The following is a 21,672-nucleotide window of genomic DNA, read 5'->3' on the forward strand; positions in this document are numbered from 1 at the left end:
GCATGCACCTGCTCATCGGACTCGACGAGGACGACGAGCGCACCATCGCTGCGAGCGACGCGGCAGACGGCGGTGACATCGACGACGTCGTCGAGGTGCTGACGGCCGGCGGGATGCGCAAGGCGCACCACTTCGTCGGCGTGCACTGGCAGCCCCGCACGCGCATCGTCGCCTTCGGGCCGGTCTCGGCTCTCGTGACCCTCGCTGACGGCACCGAGCACGACGTGCGAGCCACGAGCAGCAAGGTCTGGACGGACCTCGAGCTCCCAGAGCAGCCCGACCGGATCGTGCTCCGCGTGCTCGAGGAGTCCGAGCGGGCGCAGCCCGTGCCTCGGCAGGGCCTCGCGGCCGGATCGCCGTCGCCCGGCACCGCATCCGCGGCAGCGCTCGTCGGCGAGTCGGCGCAGCCCACCGTGCCGGACGAGCCCGCCGACGCGACCCCGCAGCAGACGGCGGCGTCCATCGCTGCGGCCGGTGCGCCGGTGGTGAGCGGGCAGCACGTGGACCATCCCGACGCAGCGGCGGTGTCCGAGCCGGAGGCGGCGCCCGGGCGTGACGACGCCACGGGGTCGGGCGGCATCCCGACCTTCGCCACATCGACAGCGGACGGCAGGGCGTCCTCGGACCGTCCTGACGCGCAGAGCCTGCCTGGCCGCTCGACGTGGGAACGCAGCTGGGCCCAGGGTGGCACTCCGCCGACGACATCCGACGTCAGCGCCTCGAACGACGAATCCACCTCTGCTGCAGCGACGTCCGACATGTCGGGTGCGAAAGAGACTGCAGCGCAAGGTCATTCCCAGAGTGCGGCCGAGCCCTCCCGCACGCCGGAGGTCGTCGCCACAGGGCCTCTCCCCGCTCTGCTGCCGGCGCTCCGCTCGTGGACCTCGGTCACCCCGGCCGTGCCGGTTCGTGCCACCCCGTCGAGCGACCTCCTGGGTGACGGGGCAGGTGCGTCCGGCGAGACACCCGCCCCCGCCGCTGCATCCGGTCACGACACGTCCGTGCCGTCCGTGCCGTCCGTGCCGTCCGTGCCGTCCGAGCCGGTGACGCCGCCGACTCAGCCGACGGCCTCCTCGCCGACCGAGGCCGTCGCTCCGGCGCCCTCGCCGTCCACCGCGCCCGTGGCGCCGACGTCCCCGTCACCCGTCGCCATGACGGCACCGGCGACGACACCCGTACCGACACCGGCAACGCCGACAGCGCCGACAGCGCCCACAGGGCCGACAGCGCCGGCGCCCGTGGCCGACGACCTGCCCGCGGCGGCGCCGCGTGACGTCGACTCGACGTGGGCCGGCCGCCCGGTGCTCGAGCCCGACGCGTCCCCGACGTCGACGACTCCGTCCGCCCCGGTGGCCGGAGCGGTCCGTCGTCCGGCCGCGGGGCCCACCACCTCCGCACTCGACGACCCCGACGAGACGGACGACGCGGACGACGACCAGCCCGCTGCGCCGCCGAGCTACGACTACCTCTTCGGCCACACCACGGCCGCCGACGAGCACCGCAAGGTGCTTGCGTCACTGACGCGGTCCGACGACGACGAGGCCGGGCACGACGAGGACGACCACCTTCCCACCCCGTCGGTCCCGTCCGTCGCCGACGCCTCCGACGCGCCGGTCACGAACGCTGCCCCGGCGCCCGAGGTGCCGGCGCGGCCCATCCTGTCGGCTCCCGTCGTGCCCGAGGGTGGCCTCATCTCCTCCGTGCCGTGGGCCCGGTCCACCCCGGCCGCCGAGGTGCCCGAGCCCGAGCCGGAGCCGGAGGTCCCGACCTTCTCGGGGCGGCACACGCCGCCGCCGGCCCCGAGTCTGCTCCCCCCGATGAACACCCCGCCCCCCGGCGTCCGCGCACCAGAGGCGACGCCGCTCATCTCGACCGGACCGCCGCTGGCGAGCACCGCCCCCGCACCCGCGCAGACCGCGCCATCCACACCGACGGCGGCGACGGCATACGCCAGCGCGGCGCAGCCGCCTGCCGAGCCCACCTTCGACGTGCCCGTCTCGCTCCCCGTCGCCCTGCCCCCGGTCCCCCCGGTCCCCCCGGCGGCTACGGGCGCGGAATCCGTCGCGGACCCGCCCGCGCACACCGCCGCCATCGGCGCGGGGACCGACGACGACGAGACGGAGCTGACCGTCGACCGAAGCGCCCTCCTCGAGGCACGCAACGCCGCGCAGAACCAGACCTTCTCCGGACCCAGCGTCCTCGCCGTCCTCTGCTCAGCGGGCCACCCGACGCCTCCGCACAGTGATCGCTGTCGGGTGTGCGGCTCGAGCATCCCGCCGCAGGAGCCGTTCACGATGCCGCGACCGCCGCTGGGCGTGCTCCGCCTGTCGACGGGTGACGTCGTGACCCTCGACCGCAGCGTGCTGCTCGGCCGCGCGCCGAAGCTCGGCGACGGCCTGGCCGTCCACGACCGACCGCACGTGGTCAAGGTCCCGAGCCCCGAGCGCGACGTCTCGCGCAACCACGTCGAGGTCATCCTCGAGGGCTGGCACGTGCTCATCCGTGACCTCGGGACGACCAACGGCACGACGGTGACGCTGCCCGGCGAGAGCCCCCTCCGCCTGCGTGCCAACGACCAGCAGGTCCTCGAGCCCGGGTCGCTCGTGTCCATGGCCGACGAGGTCTCCTTCACCTTCGAGGCGGCGTCGTGACCCGCACGCCCGACCACCACCTGCCGGCCGCGGACGGAGGTGCCTCGTGAAGAAGGGTGCGCCCCCGAAGATCCCGGGCCTCGTCTTCGTCCAGCCGCTCGGCTCCGGCGGCTACGCCGACGTCTTCCTCTACGAGCAGCAGAGCCCCCGCATGCCGGTCGCGGTCAAGGTGCTCAAGTCCGAGGGCCTGACCGACGCGCTGCGTCAGCAGTTCGTCGAGGAGGCCGACACCATGGCCGCCCTCGGCGACCACCCGTACATCGTGCAGGTCTTCCGTTCGGGTGCGTCCGACGACGGCCGGCCCTACCTCGTCATGAAGTACTACCCGCCGCCCAACCTGGCGATGCGGGCCCGGGCCGAGCGCTTCTCGGTCGAGGACGTCCTGCGCACCGGCATCCAGCTCGCGAGTGCCGTCGAGACGGCACACCGCGCCCACATCACGCACCGCGACATCAAGCCGGCCAACGTCCTCATCAGCGCCTACGGCGCCCCGGGCCTGACCGACTTCGGCATCGCCGGTCGCGGCGCCCGCGAGGGCGACGCCCCGGCCGAGGCCACCGACGACGTCGGCGTCTCGGTGCCGTGGGCCCCGCCGGAGGTGCTCTACGGCCAGAGCAACGGCGACGAGCGCTCCGACGTCTACTCGCTCGCCGCGACCCTGTGGCAGCTGCTCGTCGGCCGTTCGCCGTTCGAGATCCCGGGCGGTGACAACTCGGCGTATGCGTTGATGCCGCGGATCCGGAGCACCGCGCCGCCCGCGACGGGCCGCCAGGACGTGCCGGCCGGCCTCGAGCGCCTGCTGGCCCAGGCGATGGCCAAGGACCCCGCGCACCGACCGGCGTCGGCGCTCGAGTTCGCCCGGGCGCTGCAGGCGGTCGAGCAGCAGCAGCGGTTGGGCCGCACGCCCATCGTCGTCCTCGACGAGCAGGGTCACACGACGCTCGTCAGCCAGACCCAGGGCTCGCCGACCGGCCGCGGCGGTGACGACGACGACCGGACCCGGATCAAGGCGCCGCAGACCGTGGTGGCCCAACCCGTCGGTCCGTCGCCGACCATGCTCGACGACGAGACGCGCCGCCGCTCCGAGGCCGGCGGCCAGCGGTGGTCGCCCGCACCGATGCCGAGCCCGAGCGTCCCGGCCGCAGCGGCCCCGGTCCGTCCGGCTGCCGTGACCGACCCGGTGCGGAGCCAGACCGCTCCGCTCGGGAGCGACTCCGCCGAGGAGGCGACGGTCCGTCGCGCCGCGAGCACGCAAGGGACACAAGCACTTCCGGCTTCCGGGCCGGCATCGACGTCCCCGCTCGCGAAGCCCGCGGTGCTCTGGGGTCTGGCCGCCTCGGTCGTCGTCCTCGTCGGTCTCGTCGTCTTCCTCGTGCTGCAGTCCGGGTCCGGTGACCCGACTCCGGCGACGCCCACGCCGAGCGCCACCATCTCGATGCCCGGTGACGACAGCGCGATCGGCGACGGAGTCTTCGACAAGCCCACCATCTCGGCGACGTCGGGGCGGGGCAGTGTCCGTTTCACGTGGAACTACCCGCAGCCCTCCACGAAGGACACCTTCCGGGTGTCCTACGGACCGACGCCGTCCGACGCCGGGAACCCGGAGCGGGCCAGACTCGTCTCCGTCACGGCCAGGACGTACACCGTCAAGGCACCGAAGGGCACCAAGGTGTGTGCCACCGTCGTCGTGGCCCGCGCGGGCCAGGCCTCCCCGGGGGCCGATGTCCAGTGCGAGACCGCGCAGTGAGGGCGGCCGGCACCAGCTGCCTGAGTATGGCGGCGGGTGGACACGAAACGGTCGGACCGGCAACCTCGACGCAGACACCACCAAACCACCACAGACGTCCGTAACGCCGCGCGGCCGGACATCGTCGGCCGCGAGCACCCGCGCGAGAGCGTGTCGACAGGGATTAGGGGACCTGATCGTGATCCACAGCAAGGTGACCGTCGTGTTCTGCGGCGAGGAGTACTCCGTGTCACCCGACACCGGCCTGACCATCGGTCGCACCGGCGACGTCGAGGTGGATGACAACCCCTACCTGCACCGCACCTTCCTCGTCGTGTCCTTCGAGAACGGCTTCTGGTGGCTGAGCAACACCGGCTCGACGCTGACCGCCACGGTCGCCGACGAGCAGGGCCTCTTCCAGGCGTGGCTCAACCCGGGCGCGAAGATCCCGCTCGCGATGAAGCAGCTCATCGTCTGGTTCACGGCCGGCCCCACGACCTACGACTTCGAGATCCACGTCGCGAGCCCCGCCTTCACGTCGGTGACGGCCGACCCGCCCGCCGACCCGCCCGCCGACTCCGACGACGAGGAGGTCGGCGCGGCCACGGTCGGGCGCGTCTCGTTCACCCCCGACCAGAAGCTGCTCATCGTCGCGCTCTGCGAGCCGTTCCTCCGCCGCCGGGAAGCGGGTACGAGTCAGATACCCTCCTCGGCAGCTGCCGCCGACCGGCTCGGCTGGACCATCACCCGTTTCAACCGCAAGCTCGACAACGTCTGCCAGAAGCTCGCCGACGCGGGCACGCGCGGCCTGCACGGCGGCGTCGGCAAGCTCGCGACCAACCGCAAGGCCCGACTCGTCGAGCACGCGCTCTCGACGAAGCTCGTCACCGAGGACGACCTCGCCCTCATCGACGACCCGGCCCGCACCGACACCACGCCAGCTGAAGAGAACCGGGCCGAGGACCGCATGGTCGTCGCCGAACAGGGGAACGCATGAGCACCGCCGCTACCAAGCGACGGGTCGGAGTCATCTCCACCGTCGTCGTCGCCCTCGTCGCGAGCCTGCTCGTGTGGCTCGCCACCCGCAGCGAGGGCGAGGTGGCGCGCAAGGCCGACCTCAACGACGGTGGCGTCTGGGTCACCAACTCCGAGCAGGCGCGCTACGGCCGCATCAACAAGCCGGCGGGGCAGCTCGACGCCGGCGTCCTGTCCGACGGCTCGACCGGCTCGGGTCTCGACATCTTCCAGGACGGCGCCGCGATCGTCGGCTACTCCAAGGCGAGCAACCAGATCGTCCCGATCAACCCGGCCGAGGGCACCCTCGCTCCTGAGCAGTCGATCGTCGTGCCGAAGCCGAGCACGGCCACCGGCAACCGCGTCTTCACCGCCCCGCTCGTCGACGTGCGCGGCGGGACGATCGCGATGATCGACCCGGCCAAGGGCGAGCTGCGGGCGCAGCGGGTCGACGACCGGAGCGGCATCACGGGCCTCGACGCCCTCCAGACGCAGGCCAAGCCGCTCGCGAAGGTGGGCGGCAACTCCGCCGTCGCCGTCGGCGTCGACGGCACGGTGTATGCCGTGTCCGCCGAGGTGGGCACGGTCACCCTGCTGAGGCCCGAGGGCAACGCCTTCGCCAAGCCGGTCACGACGAAGCTCGGCTTCACGTCGAAGTCGGCGCAGGTGACGGCGGTCGGCAGCCACTGGATCGTCTGGGACTCCGCCACCGGCAAGCTCTATTCCGACGCGCTCACCGAGCCGGAGCAGCTCTCGGTCGGCAACGCCGAGCCCGGCAACCCCGCCTTCGCCGCCCTCCAGCAGCCTGGCCCCGACGCGGCGTCCGTCCTCATCCAGGACGAGGCGCAGCTGAGGCAGGTCTCCCTGACCGGCGACAGCCCGACGACCGGTGGCGTGAAGCTGAGCCAGGGCGCTCCGGGCCAGCGGCTCTTCCTCTCCGCGCCCGTGCGTCTCGCGAGCTGCATCCACGCGGCGTGGGCCGGGGCCTCCAACGTCTACTACGGCCGCAACTGCGGGTCGCCCACCGACGCCGACACGGTCGACCTCGGAGCGATGAAGAAGGGCGTGCGCACCGACGGCGTCAAGCTGCGCGTCAACCGTGGGCTCATCGTCCTCAACGACCTCGACTCCGGTGACGTCTGGGACATCGACCGCAACCGCGTCAAGATCGACAACTGGAACTCGGTCATCCCGCCGCCGCAGACCGACGACAAGAACAAGAAGAAGGACGAGAACCTCGTCGACGACGAGGTGAGCCGCACGCCGCCCAAGGCGCAGCCGGACAACCTGCAGGTCCGTGCGGGGCGCACCTCGACCCTGCACGTGCTCGACAACGACTCCGACTCGCAGGGCTCGATCCTCGCGATCTCGCCGGGGGACGTCACCCAGCCCGGCGTCGAGGGCATCTCCTCGAGCGCCTCGGCCGACGGCCAGACCGTCCAGGTGACCGTGCCGGAGGAGGCCAGCGGCTCGTTCTCCTTCGACTACACCGTCAACAACGGCACGACCGCCAAGAACGGCCGGGCCACGGCCAAGGTCAACGTCCGCATCGTCGGCGCCGACACCAACGCCCCGCCGAAGATCCGTACGGGTCAGGCCAAGCTCGCCCAGGCGAAGTACCCCGTCGTCGCGAGCGGCTCGGTGCGCATCGGCGTCATCGCCGACTGGCGCGACGCCGAGAACGACCCGATCCAGGTCTCGGCGGTCGACCCGACCACCACGGGCGTCGACGGCTCCGGCGCGCTCACGGTCAAGGCGCAGGGCGACAAGGGCGACCAGGTCGTCGACTACGTCGTCGACGACGGCCGCGGCGGCACCCAGAAGGCGTCGGTCACGCTCGACGTGCTGAGCGAGCAGGACAGCAAGGCCGTCCCGCCGAAGACGCAGCCCGACGTCGTGCGCGCGGTCGTCGGCAAGCCGGTGCAGCTCCAGCCGCTCGGCAACGACATCGCCGGCGCCGACCCGACCGACCCGCAGGCCCGCATGCGCCTCGCGCAGTCGGTCAAGGGCCCGGGCCAGCTCAAGCTCGACACCAACCTCGACACGAGCGTCCTCACCGTCACGGGGCAGACCCCCGGCACCTCGACGGTGACGTATGCCGCCCAGGTCGGTTCCGGCGTCAGCGTCGGCCGGATCCGCGTCGACATCCTGCCGAACCCGTCGGTCGACCTGCCGCCCGTCGCGACGCCGGACGCCGCCGTGCTCCGTGGTCAGACGCCGGTCATCGCCGACGTGCTCTCCAACGACTACAGCCCGCGCAGCGACGTCCTCGTGGTCCAGCGCGTCGTCACCGGTGACGCGTGGCTGCGCGTCTCGGTCGTGCAGGGCCGGTGGGTCCGCGCGGAGGCCACGGCCCCGCTCGACGGTGACACGCCGCGCCGCGGCACCGTCGGCTACACGATCAGCGACGGCACGAAGACCGCGGTCGGACAGCTGTCGGTCGTGCAGAAGCCGGAGCCCAAGGACAAGGTGCTCCCGACGGTCGTCGACGACGTCGCGACCGTCCGCGTCGGTGACGCCGTGACGATCCCGGCGCTGGACAACGACTCCATGAGCGAGGGCATCCCGCTCAAGCTCGACCCCGCCGGCGTCAAGGTGCTCTCCGGCGGCGGTCAGGCCTTCGCCTCCGGCACCGTCGTGCGCTACGTCCCCGACCAGGAGACCCTCAAGGGCCCGAAGTCAGCCATCCTCGAGTACGCCACCTACCCCGAGGGCCTGCGCGCCCGGGCGGTGACGGGGCGCATCAACGTCACGATCAACCCGCTGCCCGATGCGGTGAAGTACCCCAACCAGCCCCCGTCGGCGCGCAGCTTCTCGGCCAGCGTGACCGCCGGTGACACCCTGGCCATCACGGTGCCGACGAGTGGTGTCGACCCCGACGGTGACCTCACCTTCGTCAGCGGGATCGTCGGCGAGGACGGCAAGGCCGTCGACCTCAAGCTCGGTCGCGTCCTCGGCTTCGGTGCCGCGACGATCCGCTACGAGGCCTACCCGCGCAGCGCCGGCACGGAGGTCATCCGCTACCAGCTGCGCGACCGCTTCGGCCTGACGAGCGAGGGCTTCGTGCGCGTCGGCGTCGTCCAGCCGGGCGACCCGCAGCCGCCGGTCGCCGTCGAGGACGACGTCGTCGCCGCCCCCGGGCGCACGGTCCACGCCGACGTCCTGTCCAACGACCTCATCGCCGCGGGTGACTCGGTGTCGTTCGTCGACCTGTCGACGCTCAACGACGCCGACGTGCTCAAGGACTTCCAGAAGCAGAAGGACGACACCTTCAAGGTCGTCGCCCCCGAGGACGGCCCGGCCAAGGTGCTGACCTACGGCATCACCGACGGGCTCTTCGACGCGTCGAAGTCGACGTTGACCGTCCGCGGCCAGAAGGACTTCAACAACCCGCCGATCGCCGTCGACGACACCGGCCTCGCCAAGCAGGGCGAGACCTCGATCCTCGTCGACGCGCTCGCCAACGACCGCGACCTCGACGGTGACCAGGCGAGTCTCAAGATCACGAAGTTCATCGGCGACGGCGTCGTCCGCGAGGGTCGCAAGCTGCGCATCCAGCTGCGTCCGCAGGCACGCGTCGTGCCCTACCTCATCGAGGACGCCGACGGCGCGTCGGCCATGGCCCTCATCTACGTGCCGGCCGGCACCAACGGTGCGCCCTACGTCGTCGACGGCAAGACCATCAAGATGGGCGCCGACTCGACGGTCGACGTCAGCCTCGCCGACTACGTCGTCGACCCCCGTGGCGGCAAGGTCTCGGTCACGTCGCCCGAGACGATCTCGACGTCCCCCGACGAGGACCTCCAGTCCGCCCTCTCGTCCGGCACCGAGCTCAAGCTCACCTCCACCAACGGCTACGTCGGACCGGCCGCCCTCATGCTCGAGGTGACGAACGCGACCGGCCCGTCCGACAAGGCGGCCCAGAAGGCGTACGTCACGATCCCGGTCCAGATCGGACCCGACGTGCCGGTGCTCCGCTGCCCCGACCACGAGGTCCGCCTCGTCGCCGACGGCCCGGCCCGCACCTTCGACATCCCGCGGCTCTGCCACGCCTGGCTGCCCACCGGGATGGATGCGAGCACGGCGCAGTACGAAGCGACGTGGGACCCCGCCATCGACCGCGTCGACCTGAACCAGACCGGTGCCGGTGGGCGCCAGGTCGTCCTCAAGGCCCAGCCGGCCGCCCAGGAGGGCACGACCGGTGAGGTCACCGTCAAGGCCAAGGGCGGCGCGGAGTCCTTCAAGATCAAGGTCCGCGTCGTCAGCGCCCCACCCGCAGCCACGCTGCGTCCCGTTCGCGTCGAGGGCCTCATCGCCGGGACGAGCCGCACCGTCAACCTGTCGCAGTACCTCGACAGCCCGCTGTCCGCTCCCCGCTGCCAGGTGCAGTCGGCCCGGGTCGTCTCGGGCACGGGAGTGAGCGTCACACAGAGCGGCTGCCAGATCACGGTGTCCGCGTCGGACAAGGGCCGTGGCGACGCGCGCATCACGGTTCAGGCCGTCGACGCGCCCGGTCGACCCGCGGCGCTCGGCCAGGTCTCCGTCAGCGTCCGCAGCAAGCCCGACCCCATGGCCGCGCCGACCGCGGTCGCCGACCGCATCCTCGGCAGCAGCGCGCGGGTCGACTTCCGGCCGCCGGCCTACGACGGCGGCCTGCCGATCCAGGCCTACGAGGTCACCGCGATCGGACCGGGTGGTGGCACCAAGGCCTGCTCGTCCTCCCCGTGCACCGTCACGGGGCTGACCAACGGTCAGGACTACTCGTTCACGGTCCGCAGCCGCAACCCCGTCGGCTGGTCCGACCAGAGCCCGCGGAGCAACACCGTGCGGCCCGACACCAAGCCGAAGGCGACGTCGATCACCGACATCACGCCGGGCGACCGCAAGCTGACGGTGCGCTGGAGCGAGCCGCCCAACGAGGGCAGCAAGGTGCTCAAGTACCGCGTCCAGTGGGTCAACATCGGCGGCAGCGCGGGCGCGACCGGCCAGGCCGAGGTGGCCGCACCGGGGCTGACCAAGGTCATCAGCGGCCTCATCAACAACGACGCCTACAACGTCCGGGTCCAGGCCAACAACGAGGCCGGCTGGGGTCCCTTCGGGGCGCAGGTCAAGGCGCAGTCGTTCGGCAAGCCGGCCGCGGTGCCGGCGCCGACGCTGAGCCCGCGCGAGCCCGTGCCCGGCGAGGCGAACGCCCAGGTCTCCATCGCGTGGTCCGCGACCGACCCGAACGGGCCGCCCATCACCAAGTACGACGTCTTCCGTCGCACCGGTGGCGGCGCGTGGAACCTCATCGCCACCGTGTCCGGGGGTGACCAGCGCGTCGCGAGCGACACGATCCCCTACCAGGGGCAGACGGTGCAGTACGTCGTCACGGCGACGAACGGCGGACCGGCGACCTCCGACAAGGCCAACTTCAGCAGCTACACCGCCGACGGCATCCCGGAGACGCCCAACCTCACGTCGGTCACGACGCCGACCGAGAACTACGCGGCGAACGCCTCGTTCAGCCTCGGTGACTCGCGCTCGCGAGGCTACGACAAGGTCAACTGGCGCACCAACGAGGGCCGTACCGGCTCGTGGGCGTGCGGCAGCGGCTGCTCGGGCGGCACCGCGTCCAACCTCGGCAACAACCAGCAGTCGATGGAGATCCAGGCCTGCAACGTCGCCGGGCGGTGCTCGCCGTGGTCCAACAGCGTCACCTACCACCCCTTCGGTCCGACCCGGGCGATCCGCAACCCGGGCGAGAACCACGACAACAACAGCATCACGTTCACGTGGAACGCGCCGACCAACAACGGCCGCCCGATCACGCAGTACCAGGTGACCGGCGACAAGAACGAGACGTTCGGCGCCGGCCGGGAGTCGACGACGATCGGTGGCCTCGGCTACAGCGACACCCGCACCATCCGGGTCCGCGCCTTCGCGACCGACTCGGGCTGGGGTCCGTACACCTCGATCTCGGGCACGACGAACGCCGCGCCCAAGCCCAAGGTGAACTCGGTCTACAAGGGCAGTGGCTGCGGCGCGACCGGGTGCCTCAAGCCGGACGGCACCCAGTGCGGCTCCAACTGCAACCACATCGGCTACAACCTCTCGAACTACAACGGCGCCATCAGCTGCACCGTCGACAGCTCCGACGGCGGCTGGTCCAACCCCGACAACGGCTCCGGCGGGTCGCACCGCCCGAGCAACGGCGGCAACGACTCCAACAAGTTCTTCGGGTTCCCCAACGGCTGGGTCCGCGTGACCTGCTCGTCGTCGAACGGGTCCGACTCCGCGCAACGCAATCCCTGGGGGTGACGGCCCGCTCCCCCGAGGGAGCCTGCCGCGCCCCGACCCAGCCACACGGCATACCCCACGATCGATGAAACACATGACAGGAGAACGACAGCCATGACGGCCACCCCCACCACAGGTCGCATCACGCAGGAGCAGGTCACCTGGTTCGCGCACACCTTCGACCAGCTCGTCGGCAACATCGAGAAGGCCGTCCTCGGCAAGCAGCACGTGACGCGGCTCGCGCTGACCTGCCTGCTCTCCGAGGGGCACATGCTCCTCGAGGACTTCCCGGGCACCGGCAAGACGCAGCTCGCCCGCGCCCTCTCGGCCACGGTGCAGGGCACGCACAGCCGCATCCAGTTCACGCCCGACCTGCTCCCGAGCGACGTCACGGGCGTCACGATCTACGAGCCGACGAAGCAGAGCTTCGAGTTCCACCCGGGCCCGATCTTCGCGACCATCGTGCTCGCCGACGAGATCAACCGCGCCTCGCCGAAGACGCAGTCGGCGCTGCTCGAGGTCATGGAGGAGGGGCGGGTCACCATCGACGGCAAGCCGCACTCCGTCGGTGAGCCGTTCATGGTCATCGCGACCCAGAACCCCATCGAGCAGGCCGGCACCTACCGCCTGCCCGAGGCGCAGCTCGACCGCTTCCTCATGAAGGCGAGCGTCGGCTACCCCGACCACGAGGCGACGATCGCCGTCCTCGCCGACGCCAAGACACGTGACCGCGCCAAGACGCTGAGCCCGCTCATCGCGAGCAACGTCATCGTCGAGATGTCCAAGCTCGCCGACGAGGTGCACGTCGACCCGGCGATCCTCGGCTACGTCAGCCGGATCGCCGAGGAGTCGCGCCGTCACCCGTCGCTCAAGCTCGGCCTCTCGGTCCGTGGCTGCCTCGCCTACGTCCGCTGCGCCAAGACGTGGGCCGCGAGCCAGGGCCGCACCTACGTCGTGCCCGACGACATCAAGCTGCTCGCCGAGCCGATCCTCAGCCATCGCCTCCTGCTCAACGCCGAGGCGCAGTTCGCCGGAACGACCGTCGAGCAGTGCGTCGACCAGATCCTCGGCGACATCGCGCCGCCGGCCGAGCGCGCCTCGGCCTGACCCCGACCGTCGAAGCAACCAAGGGGACCGCATGACCCAGCAGGACCAGGGGGCCACGTCGTCGCGTCGCGGCGGCCGCTTCCGTATGCCGTCACGCAGGGGAGCGCCGGCTGCCGGCGCCCCCGTGGCGGCGCCCGTCCCGACGGCGGCCACCGGCGCGCGGGCGCGGGCCGTGACCAGCACGACGAGCCGTGGGATCCGCCAGATCACCGCGCCGATCACACGATCCATCGAGCAGGTGGCCGGTCAGACCGAGGGCGTGTGGCGCCCGGTCGCCGGCATCCTCCGGTGGATCTCACCGCTCGGCTGGACGATCCTCGCGCTCGGCCTCGTCTGCTGGTTCGTGGGGGCCCGCTGGGGCTGGACCGAGCTGCTCATGGTGGCCGCGGCGGCCCTGCTCCTCTTCGCGATCTGCTTCGTCCTCGCCCTCGGTCGCACCAAGGTCCGCATCCTCGCCGAGGTCGACCCGCGCCGTGTCGTCGTCGGCGACCCCGCGACCGGGCGCATCCTCGTCACCAACGAGGCCCGCACCCCCATGCTGCCGATCCTCGTCGAGCTGCCGGTGGGTCTGTCGGCCGCGCGATTCGTGCTCCCCGCCCTGACCTCGGGCAACGCCCACGAGGAGCTCTTCGTCGTGCCGACGTCGCGCCGCGGCGTCATCCAGGTCGGGCCCGCCACGACGGTCCAGGGTGACCCGCTGGGTCTCATGCGCCGCACCCTGACGTGGACCGAGCGCACCGAGCTCTTCGTCCACCCCCGCACCGTCGCGCTCGAGTCGCTCGGCGCCGGTCTGCTGCGCGACCTCGAGGGCAGCACCACCGAGGACGTGTCGATGAGCGACCTCGCCTTCCACGCGTTGCGCGAGTACCAGCCCGGCGACGACCGCCGATACATCCACTGGCGCAGCTCGGCCAAGGCCGGCAAGCTCCTCGTGCGCCAGTTCCTCGACACGCGCCGGTCGCACGTGACGATCATCGTGGACCCCGACCCGGAGCAGTACCGCTCGGGTCACGGCAAGACCGGCCGGAGCGACCGCGACGTCGAGCGGGACGTCATGGCGGCGAACGCGCCGACGGCGATCCAGGCCGACGTCGAGACGGCCATCTCGGTCGGCTCCTCGATCATGGTCCGCGTCATGCTCGACGAGCAGGACTGCACCATCGTCTGCGGGTCGCAGAAGGTCACGAAGTCGGTGCCGCAGGTCGGCCTCGACGCGATGTCCCGGGTCGAGCCCGGGCCCGTCGACCTCTTCACCACCTCGCTCGACGCCGCCGACCTCGCGCCCGACACGAGCACGTGCTTCATCGTCACCGGTCCGCACCGGCCGTTCATCGAGCTGCAGCGCGCGGCCGGGCAGTTCCCGCCCGAGGTGACGCGCGTCATCGTCGTCCTCGACCCGCAGGCCGACCACGGCATCCGTCGAGGCGGTGGCCTCGTCATCCTCACGCTCGCCGCGCTCGAGGACCTCCGCACACTTCTCGTCGGAGGGGTGGCCCGATGAGCTCTCCGACGTCTCCCGGCGCTGCCGGCTCGATCCCTGCACCGCCCCCGTCCGCACTGGTCACGCCCCCGTCCGCGGGTGAGCGCGTCCGCACGCAGCTGTCGCGTCTGCTGCCCACCACCACCCACCTCGTCGACGCCGGCTTCACCGTCGTGCTCGTGGGCCTCGCCCTCGTCGGCTTCCGCACGACGTTCTTCGGCCTCGGTTGGCTCTGGGTCGGCCTCGCCGGTCTCGTCATCGGAGTGCTCGTCGCCCACGTGACCGCGACCTTCCGGGCACCCGGGGTGCTCACGCTGCTCGCGGTCGCGGCGGCATACCTCCTCCTCGGTGGTCCGCTCGCGGTCCGCGAGGACCTCATCGCCGGGTTCATCCCGTCGGGCGAGACGTTCGCGACCCTCGTGCACATGGCCGTGCCAGGCTGGAAGGAGCTGCTCACCGCGCTCCCGCCCGTCGACTCCGAGGGCCCCTACATGGCCCTGCCGTTCCTCTTCGCGCTCGTCGGTGGGTCGCTGACCTACGGCGTCGCGCGCCGGTGGACCGGCGCGGTGACGGCGCTCGTCGCGCCGGTGGTGCTGCTTGTCGCGTCGATCGTGCTCGGCACGCTGACGCCCGCAGGCGTGCTGCTCCAGGGCGCCCTCTTCGCCCTCGTCGCCATCGGGTGGACGGCGTTGCGCAGCAACCGCAACCGACCCGCGCTACAGAACGGCGCGGGTCGTGCGACGCGCGCGGTCACCACCGCGGCCCTGCTCGCCGTCGCGACCGTGGGTGGCTTCTTCGTCGGTCCGATGCTGCCGGGCGCCGACCCCGCTGACCGCACGGTGCTCCGCACCGGCCTCCAGCCGCCAGTCGACGTGACGCAGTACGCCTCCCCGCTGGCCGGCTTCCGCCAGTACACCGAGCCCAACGGCTCCGAGCTCTTCGACAAGACGCTGCTCACGGTCAAGGGACTGCCGCCCGGTGTCCCGGTGCGCATCGCGGCGCTCGACTCCTACGACGACGTCGTGTGGGGCGCGGGCAACAACGCCAACCTCGGCACGGGCGAGGTCCCGGAGGGCACGAGCTTCCGCAAGGTCGGCAGCCACATCGCCGCGGAGGGGGCCGGTGACCCGGTCACCGCGACCGTCGGTGTGCCGGCCGGTGGCTACAGCGACGTCTGGCTGCCGACGTTCGGCACCGTCACGGGTCTCGACTTCGGTGGACCCCGGGGGGACCAGCTTGCGGACGACCTGCGCTTCAACGTCGACACCGACACCGGCGTCCTGCCCGAGAAGCTCCAGGCCGGCGACACGTACTCCGTCAGCGCCCTGGCGCAGAAGGTCGACGCGCAGCTGCCCAAGGACGTCGACGTGGCCGACGGCACCGTCGTCGACAGCCAGAACCTCACCTTCATCGACGACAAGATCTCGCCGTGGACCGAGCGCGTCGACGGCCAGTGGCAGAAGGTCGTCGCCGTGGCCAAGGCCATGCAGGACGGCGCCTACACGGACGGCGGCGCCCCGGGCGACTACCAGAACGTCTTCCTCCCCGGCCACAGCCTCCGGCGGATGACCCAGTTCATGAAGGCCACCCAGCTGGCCGGCAACGACGAGCAGTACGCGTCGGCGCTCGCCCTCGCGGCCAACCGCCTCGGCGTGCCGGCCCGGGTGGTGCTCGGCGCCGAGCCCGACGCCACCGGCGCGATCAAGGGCAAGGACGTCCACGCCTGGGTCGAGATCGCCAAGACCGACGGCTCGTGGCAGCCGATCTACTGGAAGCAGTTCGTCCCAGACCGCAACAAGAAGCCGCAGCAGCTGATCCAGAAGTCCGAGGAGAAGAAGACCGGCGCCCAGGTGCCCCCGCCCGCGGCCAACAATCCGCCGAGCGTCCTCCAGGGTCCCGATCAGGCGCAGAACGCGACCCAGCTGAAGAACCCGCCCAAGGACGACAAGAACCCGCTCGACCCCGACAACTGGCCGGACTGGCTTCGGTGGCTCTTCTTCTTCGTCGTCGTGCCGCTGCTCGTCCTGCTCCTCGTCTACGGCGCGATCCGACTCGCCAAGTGGCTGCGGCGGCGTCGCCGGCGCACGACCGGCGAGACCGCGAGCCGTGTCAGCGGCGGGTGGCGCGAGGTCGTCGACACGGCCCGCGACCTGCGGATGCCGCTGCCGGTCAAGGGAACTCGACTCGAACAGGCGCGCGCCCTCGAGGAGCACGTCTTCGGCCCGCCGCCCGAGAAGCCGAGCCCGGTCGTCGACGGCGCCCTCATGGGCGCCCCGGTCCGCGTGACCTCCTCGGTCTCGGAGCCGGCCGACCCGGGGCGCACCGAGCCCCTCCGCCCCGGCGAGCCCTCGAAGACGGGGGCGACCCCGGTCGGGGCCCCGGCGCCGAACCTGGCGCTCGTGCCGCTCGCGGCCGCCGCCAACGGCCACGTCTTCGACGTCGCCGAGCCGACGCCCGAGGAGGTCGAGGCCTTCTGGGCCGACGTCGAGACGGCGCGCAAGCGGATCCGCAGCGGGCAGGGCTTCTGGCAGAAGCTGCGGGGCGACGTGTCGCTGCGCACCTTCCGCGACCACCTGCCCACCGGGGCCGGACTCGGCCCTGCCCTCGCGCGGACGTCGCGCCGCCACGGCGGTCCGCAGCAGCCGGTTCGACGGGGCAAGACCACCAAGGCCGGGATCGGCACGAGCGCGCCCGGCCGCGACGCCGGACGTCGCGGCAGCCGGCGCGGAGCAGGATCGAGCCCGAACAACTCGAACGCCTCGAACAGCACGAAGGGTGACGCGTGAAGCTGAAGTTCGTCCTCCGGTCGGGAGACCGTGAGACCGACCTCGTCGCGACGACGGACTCCGCCACCACGGTCGGGGACCTCGCCGCCTACCTCGCGGCAGCCGACCCGCACCGCTCGAGCGTGCTCGGCGTCGACGCCCCGATGACGCTCGCCCTCGTCGACCAGGACATGCGTGGCCTCGACCCCCGTGCGACCGTCGCCGAGAGCGGCCTCCAGTCCGGCATGCGCGTCTCGACGACCCGTGCCGGTGAGGGCTTCGTCGACCGGGGCCGGCCCGCGGCCGTCGCCTACATCCGCACGGGCCCCGACGCCGGGCGCGAGTTCCCGCTCGCCCGCGGGACGGCATACATCGGCCGCGGCCGCGGCAGCGAGGTGCAGCTGTCCGACGAGTCCGTCTCGCGCAAGCACGCCAAGCTCGTCATCCAGGAGGTCGTCGAGGTCGTCGACCTCGGCTCGGCCAACGGCATCACCGCCGGGGGGCAGCAGGTCACCCGTGCCCACCTCAAGAGCGGTGACGTCGTGCGCATCGGCGACACCGAGCTCGAGGTGCACCTCGAGGGCGACGGCGTGGTGACGCGACCCGGCAGCGGCGTGCTGTCGGGCGACGCCGGCACCGTGGCGTTCTCGCGCTCTCCGCGCGTGGCGCCGCTCTTCTCCGGCCAGGAGTTCCAGGTCCCGGACCTGCCCGAGCGCGGCAAGCCCAACCCGATGCCGCTCGTCGCGATGATCGTGCCGCTGCTCATGGGGGCGGTGCTCTTCGCCATCACGAAGAGCCCGTTCTCGATCATCTTCATGCTCATGATGCCGGTCATGATGGCGGGCACCTACTACGAGGCCCGCCGCCAGCAGAAGAAGGACTTCGCGCAGGCGATGGAGGACTTCACGGAGGACCTCGCACTCCTCTCGCAGCGCATCCGCGGCTCCCTCGAGGTCGAGGGCCACACCCGTCGCGGTGAGCACCCCAGCGGCACCGACTGCCTGACCGCCGTGCGCGACCGGAGCGCCCTGCTCTGGACCCGTCGCCGCGACGGCAACGGCTACGCCGAGCTCCGGCTCGGGCTCGGCACCCGCCCGTCCCGCTCGGCGATCAAGATGCCGGCCGTCGGCCGCTCGAAGGCCGAGGCGTGGCTCGAGGTCTCCGAGCAGCTGCACGGCCTCGAGGTCGTGCACGACGTGCCGATCGTCGCGACCCCGCTCGCCGACGGCGCCATCGGTGTCGCGGGGCAGCGCACGAACGCCCTCGGTGCCGCGCGCTCGGTCGTGCTCCAGACCGCGGCGCTGCACTCGCCCGCCGAGCTCGCCGTCTGCTCCTTCGCCTCGGGCAGCTCGGCCCGCGACTGGGACTTCCTCAAGTGGCTGCCGCACACGACGTCGCCGCACAGCCCGATCGGCACCGACCACCTCGCCGCCAGCGCCCCGGCCTGCTCGGCGCTCGCCGACGCCCTCGAGGACATCATCGAGGCCAAGGGCGCCGCGAAGGAGCGCGAGCAGGCCAGCGCCGAGCGCCCGACCGTCCTCGTGCTCGTCGAGAGCGACCCGCCCATCGACCGCAGCCGTCTCGTCGCCATCGCCGAGCGCGGCCACCACCAGGGCGTCCTCGTGCTCTGGGTCGCCGAGACCCAGCAGCTGCTCCCGGCGGCCTGCCGCACCTTCCTCGTCGTCAGCGACGACCAGAGCTCGCTCGCCGGCTACGTCCACGCCGGCGAGGAGGTCCAGCCCGTCGCCGTCGACCGCATCGGCTACGACGAGGCCATGGCCTGCGCCCGCCAGCTCGCACCGGTCGTCGACGCCGGCGTCCCCGTCGACGACGCGAGCGACCTGCCGCGTGCCGTCTCGCTCCTCACCCTCGCCGGCACCGACCTCGCGAGCTCCGAGGAGGCCGTCATCGAGAAGTGGGGCGAGTCGCGCTCGATCCTCACCGGTCCCTACGCGCCCGCCGTGCTGCCCCGCAAGCCCGGCAACCTGCGCGCCATCGTCGGCCAGTCGAGCCAGGGCACCTTCTCGGTCGACATCCGCTCCGACGGCCCGCACGCCCTCGTCGGCGGCACGACCGGTGCCGGCAAGTCCGAGCTGCTCCAGGCCTGGATCCTCGGCATGGCCGCGGCCCACTCGCCGCAGCGCGTCACCTTCCTGCTCGTCGACTACAAGGGTGGCTCGGCCTTCCGCGACTGCGTCAAGCTGCCGCACACCGTCGGTCTCGTCACCGACCTCTCGCCGCACCTCGTCCGTCGTGCTCTCGCCTCGCTCGCGGCCGAGCTGCACTACCGCGAGCACCTGCTCGCCCGGCACAAGGCCAAGGACCTCCTCGAGCTCGAGCGTCGCGGAGAGGTGGACGCCCCGCCGTCGCTCATCCTCGTCGTCGACGAGTTCGCCGCGCTCGTCCAGGAGGTGCCGGAGTTCGTCGACGGCGTCGTCAACGTCGCGCAGCGCGGCCGGTCGCTCGGCCTGCACCTCATCCTCGCGACGCAGCGTCCCGCGGGTGTCATCAAGGACAACCTCCGCGCCAACACCAACCTCCGCATGGCGCTGCGGATGGCCGACGAGAACGACTCCGACGACGTGCTCGGGTCCAAGGAGGCCGCCTTCTTCGACCCTGCGCTGCCCGGCCGTGCCGTGTCCAAGACCGGCCCCGGCCGGCTCGTCCCCTTCCAGACGGGGTATGCCGGTGGGTGGACCTCCGACGTCCCGCCGCCCCCCGACATGAAGGTCGAGACGCTCACCTTCGGCCGAGGCGTCGAGTGGGAGCCGCCGCGCGTCGAGGGCGCCGACGACGCCGCGGACCTCGGGCCCACCGACATCCAGCGTCTCGTCAGCACGCTCGGTCGGGCCGCCCGCGTGGCCGAGCTGCCCAAGCCGCGCAAGCCGTGGCTGCCGGACATGCGCTCGGTCTACGACCTCGCGAGCCTCCCGACGCAGCGCCGCGACGACGAGCTCGTCTTCGGCGTCGCCGACGACCCCGACAACCAGGCCCAGCCCGAGATCGCGTTCCGCCCCGACAAGGAGGGCAACATCGCGATCTACGGCACGTCGGGCTCCGGCAAGTCCGTCTTCCTCCGCTCGATGGCGGTCGCGGCCGGCTACACGGTGCGCGGCGGTCCCTGCCACGTCTACGGACTCGACTTCGGCAACCGTGGTCTCGCGATGCTCGAGGCCCTGCCGCACGTCGGCTCGATCATCCCCGGGGGCGACCACGAGCGCGTCATCCGCCTCCTCCGCACGCTCCGGTCCACGATCGACGAGCGCGCCTCGCGCTACTCGGCCGTCAGTGCCGCGACGATCACCGACTACCGTCGCCTCGCCGGCCGCCCCGACGAGCCGCGCGTCATCGTCCTCATCGACAACATGACGGCGTTCCGCCAGGCCTACGAGGTCGGCGGCCGCTTCCAGTGGCTCGACCTGCTCGCCGGCCTCGCCGCCGACGGCCGACCGGTCGGGGTCCACTTCATCATCGCGTCCGACCAGCGCACCGGCCTGCCGACGAACCTCGCTGCGGCCGTGCAGGGCCGGATCATCCTGCGCATGAGCAACGTCGACGACTACTCCGTCTTCGGCGTGCCGGGTGACGTCCTGACGATGGCCTCACCCCCGGGGCGCGGGCTCATGTCCGGGTCCGAGGTGCAGGTCGCAGTGCTCGGCGGCTCGTCCGACGTCACCGTGCAGGCCGCTGCGATCGAGGCCTTCGCCGACGCGACCCGCAAGGCCGGCGTCAGCCAGGCCCCGCCGATCGAGAGCCTCGCCGAGGTCATCCCCCTCGGCGACCTCCCGTCGGAGTTCACTGGGCGTCCAGTCGTCGGGGTCGCGTCCTCGACGCTCGAGCCGATCGGCTTCGACCCGAAGGGCACGTTCATCATCACCGGGCCGTCCGGGTCGGGACGCACGACCGCCGTCGCGACGACCGCCGCCGGCCTCTTCCGTTTCAGCTCCGGCTCGGCGCTCTACCTCATGACGCCGCGTCGCACGTCCGAGCTGCTCGACCTCGGCATCTGGGCCGAGACCGCCGTCGGTGGCGAGGCCACGTCGGCTCTCGCGGGCCGGCTCGCTGCCGAGATCGAGGAGGGGCGCGTCACGAGGCCGATCGCCGTCTTCGTCGAACGCATCGATGACCTCGCGCCGTCAGGCGCCGAGAACTCGCTGACGACCCTCGCCAAGGCCTGCGTCGACAACGACCAGCTCGTCGTCGCCGAGGGCGAGGCCGCCTTCTTCAGCAGCAACTTCGGCCTCCAGGCCCTGCTCAAGACGTCGCGCTCCGGCCTCGCCCTGCACCCCGACGGCAACGAGGGGCTCTCCGTTTTCAAGGCCAACCTCCCCGCCCTCAACCGGGCAGAGCTGCCCCCGGGCCGCGGTTTCATCATCGAGAAGGGCAAGTTCGAGCTCCTCCAGGTGGCCCGACCATGAGCCTACAGACTGCACCGAAAGCCTTGGCGCACAAGGCAATCCGACGAAGCACACGGCATACGCCATGGGTGCCCCACAGGGTCACGAATCATGGGGAGTGCTCCCCATCGACACCCCCCGAGGGCTGACATAGGTTTCTGCATGTCGACGAAAGCCGCCCATCGGGACGAACTGCCCGAAGGGCCCAGCGGACGTCGAGGAGTTGGCACAGCGCGGGCCTGCACGGTTGGTC

General features: G+C 72.0%; 8 protein-coding genes. All 8 read left to right on the top strand.

Features of this window, described 5'->3' with window-relative positions; translation table 11 throughout:
* Positions 1-2 precede the first annotated feature (2 nt).
* The 8 genes from AB4Z14_RS06510 (at position 3) to AB4Z14_RS06545 (ending at position 21,440) form a co-directional block, all read left to right on the top strand.
* Complete coding sequence (locus AB4Z14_RS06510) at positions 3-2,651, top strand: FHA domain-containing protein (RefSeq protein WP_442274498.1); 2,649 nt, start codon at positions 3-5, stop codon at positions 2,649-2,651.
* Positions 2,652-2,697: 46 nt separating this feature from the next.
* Positions 2,698-4,398, top strand: coding sequence for a serine/threonine-protein kinase (locus tag AB4Z14_RS06515; protein WP_442274499.1), 1,701 nt, complete (start codon positions 2,698-2,700; stop codon positions 4,396-4,398).
* A gap of 178 nt (positions 4,399-4,576) precedes the next feature.
* The gene (locus AB4Z14_RS06520; RefSeq protein ID WP_442274500.1) at positions 4,577-5,374 is read left to right on the top strand and encodes a hypothetical protein; all 798 of its coding nucleotides are present in this window, start codon (positions 4,577-4,579) and stop codon (positions 5,372-5,374) included.
* Positions 5,371-11,691 carry an Ig-like domain-containing protein gene (locus AB4Z14_RS06525; protein ID WP_442274501.1) on the top strand — a complete coding sequence of 2,107 codons (6,321 nt, stop codon included), beginning with the start codon at positions 5,371-5,373 and terminating at the stop codon, positions 11,689-11,691. The genes AB4Z14_RS06520 and AB4Z14_RS06525 overlap by 4 nt, the downstream gene beginning before the upstream one ends.
* Before the next feature lie 93 nt (positions 11,692-11,784).
* A complete protein-coding gene (locus AB4Z14_RS06530; RefSeq protein WP_056779668.1) occupies positions 11,785-12,777 on the top strand; it encodes an AAA family ATPase in 993 nt (330 codons plus the stop codon).
* A 31-nt stretch (positions 12,778-12,808) separates the two neighbouring features.
* Positions 12,809-14,278: a DUF58 domain-containing protein gene (locus AB4Z14_RS06535; RefSeq protein WP_442274502.1), complete on the top strand. Its 1,470-nt coding sequence runs from the start codon at positions 12,809-12,811 to the stop codon at positions 14,276-14,278.
* A complete protein-coding gene (locus AB4Z14_RS06540; RefSeq protein ID WP_442274503.1) occupies positions 14,275-17,043 on the top strand; it encodes a transglutaminaseTgpA domain-containing protein in 2,769 nt (922 codons plus the stop codon). The genes AB4Z14_RS06535 and AB4Z14_RS06540 overlap by 4 nt, the downstream gene beginning before the upstream one ends.
* Positions 17,040-21,440, top strand: a complete 4,401-nt coding sequence (locus AB4Z14_RS06545) for an FtsK/SpoIIIE domain-containing protein (protein ID WP_442274504.1) — start codon at positions 17,040-17,042, stop codon at positions 21,438-21,440. Before AB4Z14_RS06540 ends, AB4Z14_RS06545 begins: the two co-directional genes overlap by 4 nt.
* Positions 21,441-21,672 lie beyond the last annotated feature (232 nt).

Source organism: Terrabacter sp. 2TAF16, from assembly GCF_052115065.1.
Classification (GTDB): Bacteria; Actinomycetota; Actinomycetes; order Actinomycetales; family Dermatophilaceae; genus Terrabacter.

Bases quoted from the DNA above. Each gene is read 5' to 3' on its own strand.
- AB4Z14_RS06510 (WP_442274498.1), top strand. From the start codon at position 3: ATGCACCTGCTCATCGGACTCGACGAGGACGACGAGCGCACCATCGCT.
- AB4Z14_RS06525 (WP_442274501.1), top strand. From the start codon at position 5,371: ATGAGCACCGCCGCTACCAAGCGACGGGTCGGAGTCATCTCCACCGTC.
- AB4Z14_RS06530 (WP_056779668.1), top strand. From the start codon at position 11,785: ATGACGGCCACCCCCACCACAGGTCGCATCACGCAGGAGCAGGTCACC.
- AB4Z14_RS06535 (WP_442274502.1), top strand. From the start codon at position 12,809: ATGACCCAGCAGGACCAGGGGGCCACGTCGTCGCGTCGCGGCGGCCGC.
- AB4Z14_RS06540 (WP_442274503.1), top strand. From the start codon at position 14,275: ATGAGCTCTCCGACGTCTCCCGGCGCTGCCGGCTCGATCCCTGCACCG.